General features: G+C 72.1%; 13 protein-coding genes. 4 read left to right on the top strand and 9 right to left on the bottom strand.

Annotated features, from left to right (window positions below; all coding sequences use genetic code 11):
* Positions 1 to 80 precede the first annotated feature (80 nt).
* A complete protein-coding gene (locus FXF65_RS13235) occupies positions 81 to 1,313 on the bottom strand; it encodes an aminotransferase-like domain-containing protein (RefSeq protein ID WP_148350604.1) in 1,233 nt (410 codons plus the stop codon).
* A gap of 378 nt (positions 1,314 to 1,691) precedes the next feature.
* Between FXF65_RS13235 and FXF65_RS13240 the strand changes: the two genes are divergently transcribed.
* Complete coding sequence (locus tag FXF65_RS13240) at positions 1,692 to 2,309, top strand: GNAT family N-acetyltransferase (RefSeq protein WP_148350213.1); 618 nt, start codon at positions 1,692 to 1,694, stop codon at positions 2,307 to 2,309.
* 144 nt (positions 2,310 to 2,453) lie between these two features.
* On the opposite strand, the gene trxA is transcribed toward FXF65_RS13240, so the two are convergent.
* Complete coding sequence (gene trxA / locus FXF65_RS13245; RefSeq protein ID WP_148350215.1) at positions 2,454 to 2,768, bottom strand: thioredoxin; 315 nt, start codon at positions 2,766 to 2,768, stop codon at positions 2,454 to 2,456.
* A gap of 82 nt (positions 2,769 to 2,850) precedes the next feature.
* On the bottom strand, positions 2,851 to 3,813 hold the full coding sequence (gene trxB / locus FXF65_RS13250) for a thioredoxin-disulfide reductase (protein ID WP_148350217.1): 963 nt from the start codon (positions 3,811 to 3,813) through the stop codon (positions 2,851 to 2,853).
* A 187-nt stretch (positions 3,814 to 4,000) separates the two neighbouring features.
* Here trxB and FXF65_RS13255 point away from each other — a divergent pair, with 187 nt between their 5' ends.
* Positions 4,001 to 4,573 (top strand): dienelactone hydrolase family protein, encoded by a 573-nt coding sequence (locus FXF65_RS13255; protein WP_148350219.1) that lies wholly within the window; start codon positions 4,001 to 4,003, stop codon positions 4,571 to 4,573.
* A gap of 293 nt (positions 4,574 to 4,866) precedes the next feature.
* Here FXF65_RS13255 and FXF65_RS13260 read toward each other — a convergent pair whose 3' ends face one another.
* From FXF65_RS13260 to FXF65_RS13285, 6 genes are all read right to left on the bottom strand, one after another.
* On the bottom strand, positions 4,867 to 5,631 hold the full coding sequence (locus FXF65_RS13260) for an anti-sigma factor family protein (RefSeq protein ID WP_148350221.1): 765 nt from the start codon (positions 5,629 to 5,631) through the stop codon (positions 4,867 to 4,869).
* Complete coding sequence (gene sigM / locus FXF65_RS13265; protein ID WP_067905333.1) at positions 5,628 to 6,236, bottom strand: RNA polymerase sigma factor SigM; 609 nt, start codon at positions 6,234 to 6,236, stop codon at positions 5,628 to 5,630. The genes FXF65_RS13260 and sigM overlap by 4 nt, the downstream gene beginning before the upstream one ends.
* 272 nt (positions 6,237 to 6,508) lie before the next feature.
* Positions 6,509 to 8,104: a protein kinase family protein gene (locus FXF65_RS13270; RefSeq protein ID WP_148350223.1), complete on the bottom strand. Its 1,596-nt coding sequence runs from the start codon at positions 8,102 to 8,104 to the stop codon at positions 6,509 to 6,511.
* Positions 8,105 to 8,409: 305 nt separating this feature from the next.
* Positions 8,410 to 10,173 carry a murein biosynthesis integral membrane protein MurJ gene (gene murJ / locus FXF65_RS13275; RefSeq protein ID WP_148350605.1) on the bottom strand — a complete coding sequence of 588 codons (1,764 nt, stop codon included), beginning with the start codon at positions 10,171 to 10,173 and terminating at the stop codon, positions 8,410 to 8,412.
* Positions 10,148 to 12,736, bottom strand: coding sequence for a DUF6049 family protein (locus FXF65_RS13280; RefSeq protein ID WP_148350225.1), 2,589 nt, complete (start codon positions 12,734 to 12,736; stop codon positions 10,148 to 10,150). The genes murJ and FXF65_RS13280 overlap by 26 nt, the downstream gene beginning before the upstream one ends.
* Before the next feature lie 277 nt (positions 12,737 to 13,013).
* The gene (locus FXF65_RS13285) at positions 13,014 to 13,547 is read right to left on the bottom strand and encodes a YbaK/EbsC family protein (protein ID WP_148350227.1); all 534 of its coding nucleotides are present in this window, start codon (positions 13,545 to 13,547) and stop codon (positions 13,014 to 13,016) included.
* 372 nt (positions 13,548 to 13,919) lie between these two features.
* On the opposite strand from FXF65_RS13285, the gene FXF65_RS13290 reads away from it, so the two are divergent.
* Positions 13,920 to 15,575 carry a CCA tRNA nucleotidyltransferase gene (locus tag FXF65_RS13290; RefSeq protein WP_246198552.1) on the top strand — a complete coding sequence of 552 codons (1,656 nt, stop codon included), beginning with the start codon at positions 13,920 to 13,922 and terminating at the stop codon, positions 15,573 to 15,575.
* Positions 15,576 to 15,595: 20 nt separating this feature from the next.
* On the top strand, positions 15,596 to 16,885 hold the full coding sequence (gene bioA / locus FXF65_RS13295) for an adenosylmethionine--8-amino-7-oxononanoate transaminase (protein WP_148350229.1): 1,290 nt from the start codon (positions 15,596 to 15,598) through the stop codon (positions 16,883 to 16,885).
* Positions 16,886 to 16,929 lie beyond the last annotated feature (44 nt).

Here is a 16,929-nt window from a genome sequence, read left to right on the forward strand (position 1 = left end):
AGACGGTGGTCGAAAGAAAGCGCCGACCCCCGGACGCCCGCGAAGGGGCCCGAGAGCCGGCGTGTTTCACGTGAAACAACTCAGACGACGTCCGGCCCGGGGGCCTGCACGCCGACGGAGCCGCCCGCGACCGTCCCGCCGAAGGTGTCGCGGAGGCGGACCTCGTGCTCGATGACCGCGGCGAGGCGGCGGACGCCCTCCCGGATCCGGTGCGGTTCGGGGAAGCAGTACGACAGCCGCATGTGCCGGTGTCCGGTGCCGTCCGCGTAGAAGCCGGTGCCGGGGACGTAGGCGACCCGGTCGGCGATCGCGCGTGGCGCCATCGCCTTGGAGTCGAGGCCCTCGGGGAGCGTCAGCCAGACGAAGAAGCCGCCGGCGGGCCGGGTCCAGGTGCAGCCGTCCGGCATGAGCTGGTCGAGGGCGTCGAGCATCGCGTCGCGGCGGGCGCGGTAGATCTCGCGGAAGCCCTTGATCTGCTCGCGCCACGGCTGCGTCGCGAGGTACTCCCGGACGGCGAGCTGCGAGAAGTTCGACGGGCACAGGATCGCCGACTCGGCGGCGAGGACGAGCTTCGCCCGCACCGCGTGCGGCGCCAGCACCCAGCCCACGCGCAGTCCGGACGCGATCGTCTTGGAGAACGAGCCGAGGTAGATGACGCGCTCGGAGTCGTCCGCGCGCAGGGCCCGCATGGGGTCGCCGTCGAAACCGAGGAGCCCGTACGGGCTGTCCTCGACGACGAGCACGTCGTATTCGGCGCAGATCTCCAGGATCTGGGCGCGCCGCGCGGTGGTGAGCGTGACGCCCGCCGGGTTCTGGAACGTCGGGACGGTGTACAGGAACTTGACGCGGCGGCCCTCGCGGCGCAGCCGGGCGAGCGTCTCGCGGAGCGCGGCGGGGATCAGCCCGCCCTCGTCCAGCGGGACGTGCACCACGTCGGCCTGGTAGGAGGCGAACGTGCCGAGCGCGCCGACGTAGGACGGGGCCTCGGCGAGGACGACGTCCCCCGGGTCGACGAAGATCTTGGTGATGAGGTCGAGCGCCTGCTGCGCGCCGACGGTGACGACGACGTCGTCCGCGGACGCCTGGACGCCCTCGAGCGCCATCACCTCGCAGATGTGCTCGCGGAGCCGCTCGTCGCCCTGCGCGGAGCCGTACTGGAGCACCTCGGCGCCCTTGCCCGCGACGAGCTCGCCGATCATCCGTCCGACGGCGTCGAGGGGGAGCGCCGACACGTACGGCGCGCCGCCCGCGAGCGAGACCACCTCGGGACGGGCGACCATCGCGAACAGCGCCCGGATCTCCGAGGGCACCATGCCGGCGGCACGGGCGGCGTAGCGGTCGGTGTAGGCGTCCGTACGCGAGTGCTGTTCCACGAGGCACCTCCGAGGCGGTGGACTGGCTTGCCTGCAACTTACGGCATCGGCCCGCGCCGATCCCGACGAACCCCGGGCGCGTCGCCCGGCCAACCCGGCCAGCCCGACCAGCCCGGCCCGCCCGGCTCGTGCGGCGGGCTTCGATCATGGACGGGCGTGCCGTCCGGGCGCGGGGCTCCCTGTCCGATACGATGCCCCCGGGACCCGGAATGTTGCCGGGGACTTCCGCGGAGTGGCGTTCCGCCCGACCAGCCGACGGCCGTCCCGGCCGCCGGTCCGGGACGGCGGGCGAGAATCGCAGCAGGGGGTGCCGACCCGGTGTCGCGTCGTCTGGTCAACATCACGCTGGACAATCTCGCCGACCTGCCGCACCGCTGCCGCGGCTGCGTGTTCTGGGAGCTGGACCCGGTCGGCCGCGACCGCGCGCTGGAGACCGGCGACCCCGCCCTGGAGAAGGAGGCGTGGATCTCCTCGACGCTGCTGGAGTGGGGCAGCTGCGGCAAGATCGTGTACGTCGACAACGTCCCGGCGGGCTTCGTGATGTACGCGCCGCCGCTGTACGTGCCGCGCTCGGTCGCGTTCCCGACGAGCCCGGTCAGCGCGGACGCGGTGCTGCTGATGACCGCGCACATCCTGCCGGAGTTCGCGGGCGGCGGGCTCGGCCGGATGCTCGTCCAGGGCGTCGCCAAGGACCTCACCCGCCGCACGGTGAAGGCGATCGAGGCGTTCGGCGACCTGAAGGGCGAGGAGGGCGGGTGCATGGTCCCCGCCGACTATCTGCTCTCGGTGGGGTTCAAGACCGTCCGGCCGCATCACCGGTACCCGCGGCTGCGGCTGGAGCTCAAGTCGGCCCTGTCGTGGCGTGAGGACGTCGAGGTGGCGCTGGAACGGCTCCTGGGCTCCATGACACCCGAAGGGGCGCTGCGTCCCGTCTAGGACGATCTGAGCCCCTCCCGCCCCGATCGTCGCCTGGCTTCGCATGCGTGTGGCCCGCACTCTGAGCCAGAGCGCGGGCCACACGCCTTTCGCGCTCGCCGCGGGAGACGACGAGGAACCGGGACGATCAGCCGAACGGGACCGTCAGATGAACTCGGCCAGGTCGCGCAGCAGGGCGGCCTTCGGCTTCGCGCCCATGATCTGCTTGACGACCTCGCCGTCCTTGTAGACGTTCATCGTCGGGATCTGCAGCACGTTGTACTGCTGCGGGACCTTCGGGTTCTCGTCGATGTTCAGCTTCACGATGTCGAGCTTGTCGCCGTGCTCCTTGGAGATCTCCTCCAGGATCGGCGCCACCATCCGGCACGGGCCGCACCACTCGGCCCAGAAGTCGACGAGAACGGGCTTGTCGCTGCCCAGGACCTCGGACGCGAAGTCGGCGTCGGTCACGGCTTTCATGGTGGTTCCCTTTCGGTGTTCGTACGGTTCCGGTGGTCAAGGCTCGCTGGACGTCCGCCCCGTGGTTGGGGCGGCGGCGCGGTCAGGACGCCTCGACCTCCGAGACCTTCTTCTCCGAGTCCTGGTCCTGGAGCCAGCGCTCGGCGTCGATGGCGGCGGCGCAGCCGGTGCCCGCGGCGGTGATGGCCTGCCGGTAGACGTGGTCGACGACGTCGCCGCAGGCGAACACGCCGGGGATCTTCGTCCGCGTGGACGGGGCGTCCACCAGGAGATACCCGTCGGTGTCGGTCTCCAACTGCCCGGCGAACAGCTCGCTGCGCGGGTCGTGCCCGATCGCGATGAACAGGCCGGTGATCTCCAGCGCCGACTGCTCCCCGGACTTCGTGTTCCGGACGGTCACGCCGGTGACCCTGTCCTCGCCCTGGATCGAGGCGACCTCGCTGTCCCACAGGAAGCGGATCTTCTCGTTGGCGAACGCCCGGTCCTGCATGATCTTGGACGCGCGCAGCTCGTCGCGGCGGTGGACCACCGTCACCGAGCGGGCGAACTTGGTCAGGAAGATCGCCTCTTCCATGGCGGTGTCGCCGCCGCCGACGACGGCGATGTCCTGCTCGCGGAAGAAGAAGCCGTCGCAGGTCGCGCACCAGGAGACGCCGCGTCCGGAGAGCCGCTGCTCGTCGGGCAGGCCGAGGTTGCGGTAGCCGGACCCGGTCGCGACGATCACCGTCCGCGCGCGGTAGACGTCGTCGCCGACCTTGACGACCTTCGGGTCGGCGGTGAGGTCGACCTCGGTGACGTCGTCGGTGATCAGCTCGGCGCCGAACCGCTCGGCCTGCTTGCGCAGGTTGTCCATGAGGTCGGGGCCCATGATCCCGTCCGGGAAGCCGGGGAAGTTCTCCACGTCGGTGGTGTTCATCAGCGCGCCGCCGGCGGTCACCGAGCCCTCGAAGACCAGCGGGCGGAGGTCGCCGCGGGCCGCGTAGACGGCAGCGGTGTAGCCCGCGGGGCCCGAACCGATGATGATGACGTTACGGACGTCGCTCACTGCATCTGCCTTTCCTCATGGCCGTCGGCGCGGCACGGCCCGGCCCTGCCAATCGCGTCAACCGATCCTAGGCCCCGGGGATTCCCGGGACACGCCGCCCGACTCCCGCGTCCGGCGGCGGCCCGTCCGGGAGAGGCGCCGGTCAGGCGCGGGACGTCCTGTCGGCGGGCGGTCGTAGGGTGAGGGGATGGCGCGCATTCTGCTTCTCCACTCGATGTACGGGCTGCGTCCGGCGGTGCACCAGGCGGCCGACAGGCTCCGCGCGGCCGGACACGAGGTCCACGTCCCCGACCTCTACGACGGGCGTGTCGCCGACACGTCGGAGGACGGGCTCGCCATCAAGGACGACATCGGCCGCGACGAACTGCTGCGTCGCGGCGTCGCGGCCGCCGCCCCGCTCGTGGACGCCGGCGGACTCGTCTACGCCGGGTTCTCGCTCGGCGCCGCCGTCGCTCAGACCCTCGCGCTCGCCGACGCGAAGGCCGCCGGGCTGCTGCTGATGCACGGGACGTCCGACATGGCGGACGACGCCTCCACCGAGATCCCGGTGCAGCTCCACGTCGCCGACCCCGACACCTACGAGCCCGCCGACTGGCTGAACACCTGGTACCTGCGCATGCGCAAGGCGGGCGCGGACGTGGAGGTCTTCCGCTACCGGGGCGCCGGACACCTCTTCACCGACCCCGACCTCCCCGACCACGACCCCGAATCCGCCGACCGCGCCTGGACGATCGCCCTGGACTTCCTCGCGACCCTCTGACGCCCTCCCAACCGCGACAAGCGACACGATTCCCTCACCCGACCGCGACCCGCCGCCCTCCGCCCGCCCCACGACCGCGCCGCCACGACCGCGCCGCCACGCGACACCGCCCGGACACCCGACCGCGACATCGACCGGACACGCGACATCCCCGGCCCCGAAGAACCGACCGGACACGACCCGCCGCCCTGCGACGCGAGTCTGCGTTGCCCTAGGCGGGCGACACGCGAAGGTCGCCCGTACGCGTGGAGGCCGTGCCCGTCCGGGGACGGGCACGGCCTCGGTGGCACGCGTCAGGCGTTGTCGATCTTTTTCAGGACGTGCTGGTTGGCGGCGGAGCAGTCCGGGCCGACGACCCAGACGGTCAGCTTGCCGTTCTGGTCGCCGCGGACGGCGATGACGGTCGCCGGGCCGCCCTCGTAGTCGGCCTGGTCGACGAGGACGGGCTTGCGCTCCCCGACCACGCCGAGCACGCACTCGCGGAGCCGCGTGTCCGGCGAGGCGGCCAGGCCGCGCTTGGTCGAGCCGTCCGCGGCGACGGCGCCGACCTGCGCGGCGAGCGTCCCGGCCCGGTAGTGGGTGCCGCTGCGGGCGACCTCGAAGGCCGGCGCTGGCGCGGCGTTCGGCGCCATCCCCTCCGCGGTGCGGGGGCGGGCGTTGTCCTGCGGTGGGGTCGCCGCCTGGCCGTGGCCGCCGTCCGCGTCGTCCAGCGCGAGGCTGCCGACCGCCGCTCCGCCGCCGAGCACCACCACGGCCGCCGCCGCGGCCGAGAGGATCCGCCAATGCCGCCTTCCGCGCCGCTCCTCAAGGCTCGCGACCGTGGCGCTGTTCAGCGACTCCGCGGCGATGGCGGTGTCGATGCGTTCGGCCAGCTCGGCGGGCATGGACGGCACGGGTGCCTCCGCCAGGATCCGGGAGACGTCCGCGAGGTCGGCGGATCGTTCACGGCAGTCGGCGCAGGTGTCGAGGTGCGCGTTGACGGAGGCGGCTTCGTCGTCTTCGAGCATTCCCTCGGCCAGGTCGGCGAGGATGTCGTAGTCAAGGTGTGCGGGGTTCACTTGGGCATGCCACCTCCTTCCACACCTCCGACGTTTTTCGGTTCCCGTCGGTTCCGGTGGTGGACCAGAAGGGGCGCGAGGCGGGCCCGTCCCCGCGCGCACCGGCTCTTGATCGTGCCGGGCGGGACCTCCATGACCTGAGCCGCGTCGTCGACGGAATAGCCCATCATGTCGACGAGGACGAGGGCCGCGCGCTGCTCGAACGGCAGCTGCTCCAGCGCGGTGCGGACGTCGAGGGACACCCCGTGCGCGTCGGTCGGGTCGGGCATCTTCGGCGCGACGGCGTCGAACGTGGCGTCGTCCCCCATCGGCGTCGCCGGGCGGACGGACTTGCGCCGCACGCGGTCGAGGCAGGCGTTCACCACGATCCGGTGCAGCCAGGTGGTGACGGCGGCGTCGCCGCGGAACCGTCCGGCCGCGCGGAACGCCGACAGGCAGGCGTCCTGCAGCGCGTCGGCGGCCTCCTCCGGGTCGCCGAGGGTGCGCAGCGCGACGGCCCACATGCGGTCCCGGTGGCGGTGGACCAGTTCGGCGAACGCGTGCGGGTCCCCCTGGGCGTGGCGGTGGAGGAGCTCCTTGTCGGGCACCTCGTCGACGCGACGCATGCTCACCGACGTCATGAGCGACCGCTTTCTCGTTCGGGACGCCGGGCACGGGCCGGCGCCGGGAGCCCGCGACCGGCTGCTGGGGTTGGCACCACGGATTCCTGGGGGCGAAGGGACAATCTGCTCACAGGCACGATACAGACATGCGCCGCCCCACGTCACAGACCGTTCGGCGGCGTCCCGGCCGATCGCGGGGATGTCACCGGCGCGGCCCTCCCGAGGGAGGGCGCCGACGCCGGTCGACCTGCTGGTGCGCGGACGTTCCGACCGGGTCAGCCGGTCGAGCCGAGGACGGAGACCTCGTTGACCTCGGCGCGGATCTGGCCGTCCGACCCGTGCCCGAGCCTGGTGAACCAGAGCAGCACGTACCGCGCGGTACGCGGCTGCTGGAGCTTGAACGTCACGCTGCCGGACCCGGCCGTGGCCGTGTCCGCCCTCTGCATCGAGCCCGCGTCGGACGTGGCGCCGATCTTCAACTGGATCACGGCCCCGGCGGACTGGGCGGGAAGCTGGGCCTTGATCTCGCTGACCTTGACCGTCCTGCCCATGTCGAGCATGAGCCCGAGCCCCTCCTTGAGCCTGCCGAAGTCCGGCGAGGTGTAGTAGGAGCTGCGCCACGCGGTGCCGGCCTTGCCGTCGATGGCGAGGCGGCCCTTCTCCGCGCCCTTGCCGCCGTCCTGGCCGACGGGGTCGACGCCCTCCGCGCTCCGGATCTTGAGTTCGGTGACGGCGGGCTTCACCGGGGCGCTCTGGCGGCCCTTGTCGGTGACGTTGTCGTTCGGGTCGCCCTTGCCGCGCAGGCCGACCAGCGCCCACGCGCCGAGCCCGACGATGACGGTGAGGGCGGCGGCCGCGACGCCGAGGAGGGCGCGGTTGCCGGACCGTCCCGGCGCGCCGTGCGCGGGCGCCGCCCGGGTGCCGGTGGAGCCGGGCGGGGGCGCGGCGTCCCGGCGGCCGCGCACGCGCGGCGGCGGGACGTGCGACGCCGCCGTCTGCTCCTGCTCGGCGGGCGGCCGGTGCGGTTGCGTGGCGCCCGGCGCGCCCGGACGGCGCTGCGGCGCCGGGCGCGTGGGCGGCTGGGCGTGCCCGAGCCCGGCGAACAGCGGCAGCGGCGTGCGCGGGACGCCGCGCAGCGCCTTCGCGAGGTCGGACGGGGACGCGAGCGCCTCCGCCGCCCCGAGGCCGAGGCACCGGCAGACGATCGCGTCGATGGCGTGCGAGATCCCGGCCTGGACCTGCCGGGGCGCGTGCGGGACGCCGTCCGTGGCGGGCGCCGCGGGCAGCTCGGACCCGACCGGGTCGCCCGGCCAGTGCGCGGTGAGCGCGGCGTACAGCATCCGGCCGAGGCCGCGGACGTCGTCGCCGCCCGGGTCGTCGGACTGCCGGTCGCCGAGCACGGCGTCGGTCGCGATGCCGAGGATCTTGACGGTGCCGCCGGTCGTCCAGACGAGGTCGCGGGGAGTGAGGCACAGGTGCGACAGCCCGGCGGCGTGCGCGGCGGAGATCGCCTCGGCAGCCTCGTAGAGCAGGGTGGCGGCGCGTCCGGGCTCCAGCGGGGCCTTGGCGAGCATGCCCTCCAGCGTCTCGCCTGCGACCCATTCGCTGACGACGTACGCGCTCTCGCCGCTGTCGTCGGCGTCGAACACCTGGGTGAGCCGCGGGTCGGTGAGCCTGCTCGCGGAGCGGGCGGACGTCACCGCCTCGGCGATCCGGGGGAAGTCGGGGTCGAAGGTGCGGACGGCGACCGCCCGCGCGAGGATCTCGTCGATGGCCTTCCAGAGGGCCGAACCGCCGGAGTCGCTGATGCGCTCCTCCAGCCGATAGCGGCCGGCGAGGCGCGTGCCGGGCTCGATGACTGACGTGCTCACGGCAACGTCCTGCACAGGTGGTCAGATCCCATGTTCGTGGCGTGGCAGCTTACGCCTCCGACCCTCCTCTTTGCGTTCCCCAGGGTGTCGCCCCGCAAGCCGTAGTCCCCCACATGGTAGTGGCTACACGCCCGGGAGGCTTCCTTATCGCGGCGCGTCCTTTTTACTTTGTCTCGCGGGTTTACCTCGGTTTCCACTGCCGCTACCGCTACAGATGCCATCCCGTCGTGCCGGCGTCCCCGCCCGTCCGTCCGTTCGGTTCGCGGCGCGCTTCCGGCCGGGACCGAACCGGGATCGGTCCCGGGCTAGCGGCCGGGCAACCGGCTCGTGAACGTGGAGATCGCGGTCTGGACCTCGTCCACCCGCATGAGCTTGGCGAAGAGCACGTAGAGGGCGCCGCCGCCCGCCGAGCCGACGACGAGCGCGGCGAGCGCGGGCAGCAGGTTGGCGGTGTCGCCCGCCGCGTCCGCGACGGTGCGGGTCGCGTAGGCGAAGCCGACGAGCGGCCAGATGGCGACGAGCAGCTTCAGGTGCCCGCCGACGATGCGGCGCCCGTCGATGCCGCCGAGCTTGCGGCGCAGCACCAGCCAGCAGGTCAGCGTGCCGACCATGTTCGTGATGGCGAACCCGCCCGCGATGCCGACGACGATCCACTTGACGTCGAGGACGCTGTACGCCGTGAACGCCACGATGATGTTGGACGTGACGGACACGAGCCCGACCAGCGCGGGCGTCCGGGTGTCGCCGTGCGCGTAGAAGACGCGCAGCATGAGCTGGTAGGTGGAGAACGGCACGAGCGCGATCGCGAACATCTGCATGACCCGGGCGATGACCAGCGCGTCCGCGGGCGAGGTGTTGCCGTGCGCGAACAGCACCGTGGTGATCTCCGGGCCGAGCACCAGCATCAGCGCCGCCGCCGGCATGATGATCACCGAGGACAGCCGCAGCCCGCTGGAGAACGCGGCCCGCACGTCGGCGGTCTTGCCCTCGGCCGCGAACCGGCTCATCCGCGGCAGCAGCGCCGTGATCACCGAGACGCCGACGATGGCGTAGGGCAGCTGGAAGAGCTGGTAGCCGTTGAAGTACGGCGTGTACCCGTAGCCCTCGCCGAGGCCCTGCTTGTCGGCGACCGTCCCGGCCCGGTTCGCGAGGGCGGTGACGACGGCGAGGCCGGACTGGGTGGCGACGACGTAGAGCAGCGTCCAGCCGGCCATCCGGCCGACCTCGCCGATCTCGCCGCGCTGGAAGTCCAGGCGGGGCCGCCACCGGAACCCGACGCGGCGCAGCGACGGCCACAGCGCCACCGTCTGCAGGACGATCCCGCCGGTCGTCCCGACCGACAGCAGCATGAGCTGGCCGTCGGAGATGTTGGACGGGTCGATCCGGCCGGAGGTGATCGCGAGGAACGCGCCGCCGACCGCGATGACCACGAGGTTGTTCAGCACCGGCGCCCACATCGGCGCGCCGAAGCTGCCGCGCGTGTTGAGGATCGCCCCGGCGAACGCGCCGACGCCGTAGAAGAAGATCTGCGGCAGGAAGAACTGCGCGAACAGGATCGCGACCTTGCGCTGGTCGCCGCTGTAGCTGCCCGCGAGGACGTCGATGAACAGCGGCGCGCACAGCATCGCGACGAGGGTCAGCACGCCGAGGCCGATCACGGCGAGGGTGAACACGCGCTGCTCGTACCGCTCGCCGTCCGCGCGGTCGCGCTCCTTCGCCCGGACGAGCAGCGGGACGACGACGCTGGTCAGGATCCCGCCGAGCAGCAGGTCGTAGATCTGGTTGGGGATCGTGTTCGCGGTGTTGTAGGCGTTGGCGAGCAGCCCGGTGCCGAGCGCGGCGACGATGACCGCGGTGCGCAGGAAGCCGGTGACGCGGGACGCGAGGGTGCCCACCGCCATGATCGCGCCGGAGCGCAGGATGCCGCCGGACGCGGGCTTCTCGCCGCCGTCCGGCGCGGGCGGACGGGGCGGTAGGGCGTCGACGACCGTCTCGCCCGGGGTCAGCGGGCCGCCGGGGGTGGGGCCGCCGGGAGCGGGGAGGTCAATCGCCGTCTCGGCCGCGGGGATCGGCGGCGGAGTGCCTGCCGCGCCGCCCGGCCTTCCCGTCGGCGGCCGGTTCGGGTACCCCTGACCCGGGGTCCCCTGCGGCGCCGGGTACGTCGGGCGCGGCGGTCCCTGCGGGGGCGGAACCTGGCCCGGCGGAACCTGGCCCGGCGGGACCTGGCCCGGCTGGACGTGGGGCGGGCCCTGGTTCGGAGGGCGCCCCTGCTGGTTGCCCGGCGGGTTGTGGCCCTGACCCGGGTAGCCCGGGCCCTGTCCCTGTTGCGGGTAGCCCTGCCCCGGGTGCTGCGGGGAACTCGACGCCGGGGAGCCCTGGCCCTGCGAACCCGGGGCCGGGGTATCCGTAGCCCTGTTCGGCCGTCCCTGCCGATCCCATTCCGGTCGACCCGTCACCGGCTGCCTCCGCTTTCCGGCGGCGCCTTGCTCTGATGGCCCGCACTCCGACGCCCACGAAGAGTACGGCAAGTCCGCCGCCCGTGATGAGCAGCGCCAGCCGTCCGTACCCGGTGGTGCGGACGGTGATGGTCTGGACGTCCCCGAACCTCCGCCCCTTCGTGTTCCGGTCCGAGTTCGGGTTCGAGCTCGGGACCCACAGCTCCAGGTAGACGTGGAAGTTGCCGTTGCCCGCCGCCTTCGCCGGGATCCAGCGCTGGGCCCGCTGCCCGGGCCTCAGCTCGATCACCGACTCCTCCGGGGGAAGCTGCCCGAGCCGGAGTTTCGCGGTGTTCTCGGACGTCGCGACAAGGCGAACCGTCACCGATTGGTGGCTCAGCCTGTTCTCGATGAGGACGGGAAGCCTCCCCGAACTTCCCCCCATCAGGACGCGTCCGTTCTTGGGAGGGACGATGCGGACGCTCTCCATGTCGTCCGCGACCTGCCTGCCGAGCATGTCGCGGGCGGCCTTGGCGCGGGCGGGCATCGTCCGCCAGGCGACGGAGCCCAGGCGGAGCAGGGCGCGCTCGTAGGAGATCTTGATGTCGCCCGTCATCACGGCCCGGAACGCCGAGGCGCGCTTGGCGATGTCGTGCGTCTGCGCGAGGTGCGCGTCGCCCAGCTCGTGCCACACGTTGGAGTCGGGGAGGCCGTTGAACACCCGGTCCTGCGGCTGCGCGGCCTGGATCTTCTTCAGCGGCGTCTCGCGCAGCCAGGCCGCGTCCTTGGTGTAGGTGAGCAGGCGTTCGGCGAGGCCGGGCGCCGGGTTCCAGCGCCGGTCGGGGGCGACGACCACCGAACGCTGCAGGTTCGGCGTCTCCGCCGCGATCATCGCCGTCTCGGCCAGGAACCGCTGCTCGGTCAGCACCCCGCCGGCCGCGGACTGCGACCCCTGGCTGACGATCTGGCTGAGCTTCTCGTCGTACAGGACGGTCTTCTCGACGCCCCGCTTCGTCTGGAGCGCCGTCGTCGCGTTCGGCGGCGTGCCCGACGCCGGGTTCTGGAACTGCGAAGTGCTCATCAGGAACGACCCGCCGCGCTTGAGCTGGTGCTCGGCGAGCTGTTCGAGCGTCCCCGGACCGGCGGCGCCGGACGGCGGCCAGGCGACGTGCGCGTCCGCCGGACGTCCGAGCGCCTGCGTCGCGACACCGGTGTTGCGGGCGTCGAGGGCGACGGCGATGTCGCGCGGCGTCTTGTGCCGGACGAGCGCGACCACGTCCGGGTCGCCGTACGGGACGGTGAAGTAGGGGTCGCCCTTCGACGCGGTCTTCAGATCGGACAGCCACCGCGCCGCGACCGGGCTCTTCTCCTTCTCGGCGCCCTTCTTCGCGCCGAACGGCTGGACGACGTAGCGGTCGGACGCGATGCGCTGCGCGTCGTCCATGAGCGCCGGGTCGACCGCCCACGTGACCGGCGTGGCGGTCGTGCCCGCCGCGCTGACGAGCCTGTTGAGGCGTCCGCCGGGGGCCATGTCCTTGGTGAGCTGGTCGTCGAAGAACGTCCCGTCGGTGGTGCGGTGCATGCGGTCGATCAGCGGCCAGACCCAGCTGATCGAGACGGGCTTGAACAGCCGCTTCTGCGGCATGAACGTCAGGAAGGTCGTCAGCCCGCCGACGACCTGCTGCGCCGGGTTCAGCACCTCGACGCCCACCGGGTACACGCCCGGCGTGCCGTTCGGAGCACTCAGCCGGAGCGACTTGGGCGTCGCCTTGAACGACCAGTTCTGCGTCGAGCCGGGCGCGGCGACGTTCGTCAACGGCTGCGGCTGGGTCGCGTTCGGCAGCTGGTTCGTCTGCCCGGCCGAGAACTGGTCGAGCTGGCTTCGGCTGGTGATCGGCTGCGCGCTGTACCGCATCCGGACGGTGAGCCCGGCGAGCTGCCCTTCCGTCCGGTTCTTCGCGATACCGGATATCTCGATCTGCGAATTCCCATGCAGGGTCTTCGGCGCCACCTGAGTGAACGCGAGCCCCACCTGAACCCGCTGCCGTCCCGCGCTCGTCGCCGCGAGCGTCCCCTCAGCACTGGCCAGATCAGGAGACCCGGAGGGCGATGCGAGGGCGGGCGGGATCAGGACGGTGGGGGCCGCCATCGTGATGCAGGGCAGCAGGGCGGCCAGCGCGACAGCGCGCCTGACCATTCTCACGCCGTGCCCGACCGAGGGCCGCCCGGCGCCGCGCCGACCGCGCGACCGGGCCCCTCGGGACGACGGGCATAGATTTCCCGCACCACGGCCCCGATGTTAGTCGGCCACACACCCCCGTCAGGCCGCCCCGCCCACCTGTAGCCCGGAATCCCCCATTCACCCGTTTCGCTCACCCGCCAGCCGAAGCGAGTGGGGCGCGTTGGTCGGGGGTGCGGGGGGTCAGGCGGCGGGATGGTGGAGTTTGGCGGTTTCGGGGGCGGGGGTGCGGGGGTCAGGCGGCGGGGTGGTGGGGTTCTCGGGTTTCGGAGGACGGGAGGCGGAGGTCGGCTGGTTTGGCTTGGCAGAGGGTGTGCAGGGTTCGGGCGCGGATCCCGAGGGCCGTGGACGGTTCGCCGGTCGCGGTGTAGACGACGTCGTCCTCGGGGACGGCGTCGACGATGTGCTGGTCGATGAGGAGGAGCATGTCGTCGGGCAGGAGGAGGGGGCAGACGAGGTTCGCCGCGTACTCGGTGACCGCGTTGACGACGTCGTCGTGGGCGGGTCGGACGGCCCGCGCGCCGGCCGCGAGCCGTACCGCCTCCGGCGACGGCCGCTCGCCCGCGCGGACGATCACCCCGGCGAGGAACCGGTGTCCCGGACGGACGTCGTCGCAGGCATAGACGCGCGTCACCAGGCATCGGGCCGCCGGCAGGCCGAGCACCGCGGGCAGTTCGTCGGCGTTGGCCAGCGCGCTGGGCAGCCGCACGATCTCGTGCACGGTCTCCCATTCGAGCAGCGCGCGGTGGATGGCGAGGGCGTCCTTCATGATCGGCTCCATCCGTGGGGGCGCACCCCGCTCACCCCCGGGTCCTGGTTCGATGTCACCCCGTGCTTCGCACTTCGCGGGATCACCGCATACCCGAGACGTCCGGCTTGACGCCGTCCGCGCGACGTAAACCCTCTCGATGCGCCTCTGCCGCACCTGCGGCGGACCGTGGGCCGTAAGGTCCCGCTACCGTTGTCGTGCGGGACCCGCACCGGCGGTCGCGTCGGCGTCATCGGAGTGCCCAGAACGTAACTCGGGGATCGAGGCATGTGAAGAGCCCCGTCCTCGTCCGGCCCCGCAAGGACTCCGGCGCGGGCCTCACCGATCGCAGGAAAGTCCTTTGTCATCCCATCTATCAAGGAAATACGCTCGATGGCCGTGCCCAACCGGAACGTGACCCCCGAGGCCTCGCGGCGGACCGCGATCGCCGAACTGCTGCGCGGCATCGCGCCCGTCGCCGACGAGCTCGGCGCCAGGTTCGCGGCGGCCGGTCACGAGCTGGCACTGGTCGGCGGTCCGGTCCGGGACGCGCTGCTGCGCCGCCCGACCAAGGACGTCGACCTCACCACCGACGCGCCGCCCGAGCGCACCCTGGAGATCATCCGCGACTGGGCGGACGCGCACTGGACGATCGGCATCGAGTTCGGCACCGTCGGCCTCCGCAAGAACGGCGTCGAGCTGGAGATCACCACCTACCGCAGCGAGTCCTACGACCCGAAGTCGCGCAAGCCGGACGTGTCGTACGGGACGTCCCTCGTCGAGGACCTGCGCCGCCGCGACTTCGCCGTCAACGCCATGGCGGCCCGGCTCCCCGGACACGAGTTCGTCGACCCGTTCGGCGGCCTGGTCGACCTGCAGCGCAGGATCTTGCGCACGCCCGGCCGTCCCGAGGACTCCTTCAACGACGACCCGCTGCGCATGATGCGCGCCGCCCGGTTCGCGTCGCAGCTCGGCTTCGAGGTCGCGCCGGACGTCGTCCGCGCGATGACGGACATGGCGCCCCGCATCGAGATCGTCTCGGCCGAGCGCGTCCGGGACGAGCTGTCCAAGCTGATCTGCGGCCTGTACCCGCGCCAGGGCCTCGCCCTCCTCGTCGACACCGGCCTCGCCGACCACGTCCTGCCGGAGCTGCCGAAGCTGCGGCTGGAGATCGACGAGCACCACCGGCACAAGGACGTCTACGAGCACTCGCTGATCGTCCTGGAGCAGGCGATCGCGCAGGAGGAGGACGGGCCCGACCTCGTCCTGCGCCTGGCCGCGCTGCTCCACGACATCGGCAAGCCCCGCACCCGGCGCTTCGAGTCGGGCGGACGCGTGTCCTTCCACCACCACGAGGTCGTCGGCGCGAAGATGACGCGCAAGCGGCTGACCGCGCTGCGCTACCCCAAGGACGTCATCTCCGACGTGTCACGTCTGGTCGAGCTGCACCTCCGTTTCCACGGCTACGGCACCGGCGAGTGGACCGACTCGGCCGTCCGCCGGTACGTCCGGGACGCCGGTCCGCTCCTGTCCCGCCTGCACAAGCTGACCCGCGCCGACTGCACGACCCGCAACCGCCGCAAGGCCGACCGCCTCCGCCGCACCTACGACGACCTGGAACTGCGCATCGAACGCCTCGCGGAGGAAGAGGAACTGGCCGCGATGCGCCCCGAACTCGACGGCAACGAGATCCAGGAGATCCTCGGCATCCCCCCCGGCCCCCTCGTAGGCAAGGCATACCGCTTCCTCCTCGACCTTCGCCTCGACCGCGGCCTGATCGGCAAAGAAGCAGCCGAACAAGAACTCCGAACCTGGGCCACCACCGAAGCCACCTCCTCAGACGCCACCACCGCCAAGCGTCCGAAGACCCGCACGCCCGCCTCGCCGGTGGCTGAGCCCGAAGCGCCCGAACACCAGACCGCCGGGGACGACGCCACCACCGAAGGTGAGGCCCCAGGGAGTTCACCGCTCACCGACGGCGCGTCTGAGGGTGGCGGACCTGGGGAGGATGCGGGATCCGGTGGTGGAGTGGTGGGGGGTGGGTCGTGATTTCGTTGCAGCTTGGGCGGATGAGTCCGCGTGAGGCCGAGCGGATGTTGGCGTTCGATCGGGAGCACATTTGGCACCCGTATTCGCCCATGCCCGCGTCGGCTCCGGTGCAGCCGGTCGTGTCGGCGGACGGGGTGCGGCTGGTCCTCGCGGACGGCACCGAGCTGATCGACGGGATGTCGTCGTGGTGGGCGGCCATCCACGGGTACAACCACCCGAAGCTGAACGCGGCCGTCACCGGGCAGCTCGGCAAGATGGCGCACGTGATGTTCGGGGGGCTCACGCATCCGCCCGCGGTGCGGCTGGCGGAGCGGCTCGTCGAGATCACGCCTGAGCCGCTGACCAAGGTGTTCTTCGCCGACTCCGGGTCGGTGGCGGTCGAGGTCGCGATCAAGATGGCGCTCCAGTACTGGCGGTCGCAGGGACGGCCCGAGCGGCACCGGCTGCTCACCGTCCGGGGCGGGTACCACGGCGACACCTTCGGCGACATGGCCGTGTGCGACCCGGTGAACGGGATGCACCACATCTTCAGCGACGTCCTCGCGCGGCACGTGTTCGCGCCGCCGCCCCCGCTCGGGTACGCCGCCGATCCCGACGCCGACTACCTGGACGAGCTGGCGCGCCTCGCCGCCGAGCACGCGGACGAGCTCGCCGGGATCATCGTCGAGCCGATCGTCCAGGGCGCCGGGGGCATGCGGTTCTACGCCCCCGAGTATCTGAGCGCGCTCCGCGAGATCGCCGATGAGCACGGCCTGCTCCTCATCCTGGACGAGATCGCCACCGGGTTCGGCCGGACGGGCGAGCTGTGGGGGTGCGACCACGCCGAGGTCGTCCCCGACATCATGTGCCTCGGCAAGGCGCTGACCGGTGGATACATGACGATGGCCGCCACCCTGTGCACGGACCGCGTCGCCCACGGGATCACCTCGGGCGAGGCGGGCGTACTCATGCACGGCCCCACCTACATGGCGAACCCGCTGGCCGCGGCCGTCGCGTCCGCGTCCATCGACCTGCTCCTCTCCCGCGACTGGCGGGACGAGGTGGACGCCATCGAAGCGATCCTCACCAGCGAACTGGAGGAGGCCGCCAAGTTCCCCGGCGTCGCCGACGTCCGGGTGCTCGGCGCGATCGGGGTGGTGGAGGCGCGCGAGCCGGTGGACGTCCCGGCCGTCCAGGAGATCGCCATGGCGCACGGGGTATGGCTTCGCCCGTTCGGCAAGCTGATCTACACGATGCCGCCCTACGTCTGCACGGACGACGAGGTTCACCACATCGCCGCCGCTCTCTCCGCCATCGCCGAGTCGCTCTGAGCGCTGCACGACTAAGAGTCATAGAGCGACTACACCACGTGCCT

It is taken from the genome of Actinomadura syzygii (assembly GCF_008085905.1).
In the GTDB taxonomy this organism is placed as follows: domain Bacteria; phylum Actinomycetota; class Actinomycetes; order Streptosporangiales; family Streptosporangiaceae; genus Spirillospora; species Spirillospora syzygii.

Excerpts from the sequence above, each read along its gene's own strand:
- FXF65_RS13235 (WP_148350604.1), bottom strand. The coding sequence starts at position 1,313 with ATGGTGCCCTCGGAGATCCGGGCGCTGTTCGCGATGGTCGCCCGTCCC.
- trxA (WP_148350215.1), bottom strand. The coding sequence starts at position 2,768 with ATGAAAGCCGTGACCGACGCCGACTTCGCGTCCGAGGTCCTGGGCAGC.
- FXF65_RS13255 (WP_148350219.1), top strand. The coding sequence starts at position 4,001 with ATGGCGCGCATTCTGCTTCTCCACTCGATGTACGGGCTGCGTCCGGCG.
- sigM (WP_067905333.1), bottom strand. The coding sequence starts at position 6,236 with ATGCGTCGCGTCGACGAGGTGCCCGACAAGGAGCTCCTCCACCGCCAC.
- FXF65_RS13280 (WP_148350225.1), bottom strand. The coding sequence starts at position 12,736 with ATGGTCAGGCGCGCTGTCGCGCTGGCCGCCCTGCTGCCCTGCATCACG.
- FXF65_RS13285 (WP_148350227.1), bottom strand. The coding sequence starts at position 13,547 with ATGAAGGACGCCCTCGCCATCCACCGCGCGCTGCTCGAATGGGAGACC.
- FXF65_RS13290 (WP_246198552.1), top strand. The coding sequence starts at position 13,920 with ATGGCCGTGCCCAACCGGAACGTGACCCCCGAGGCCTCGCGGCGGACC.
- bioA (WP_148350229.1), top strand. The coding sequence starts at position 15,596 with ATGAGTCCGCGTGAGGCCGAGCGGATGTTGGCGTTCGATCGGGAGCAC.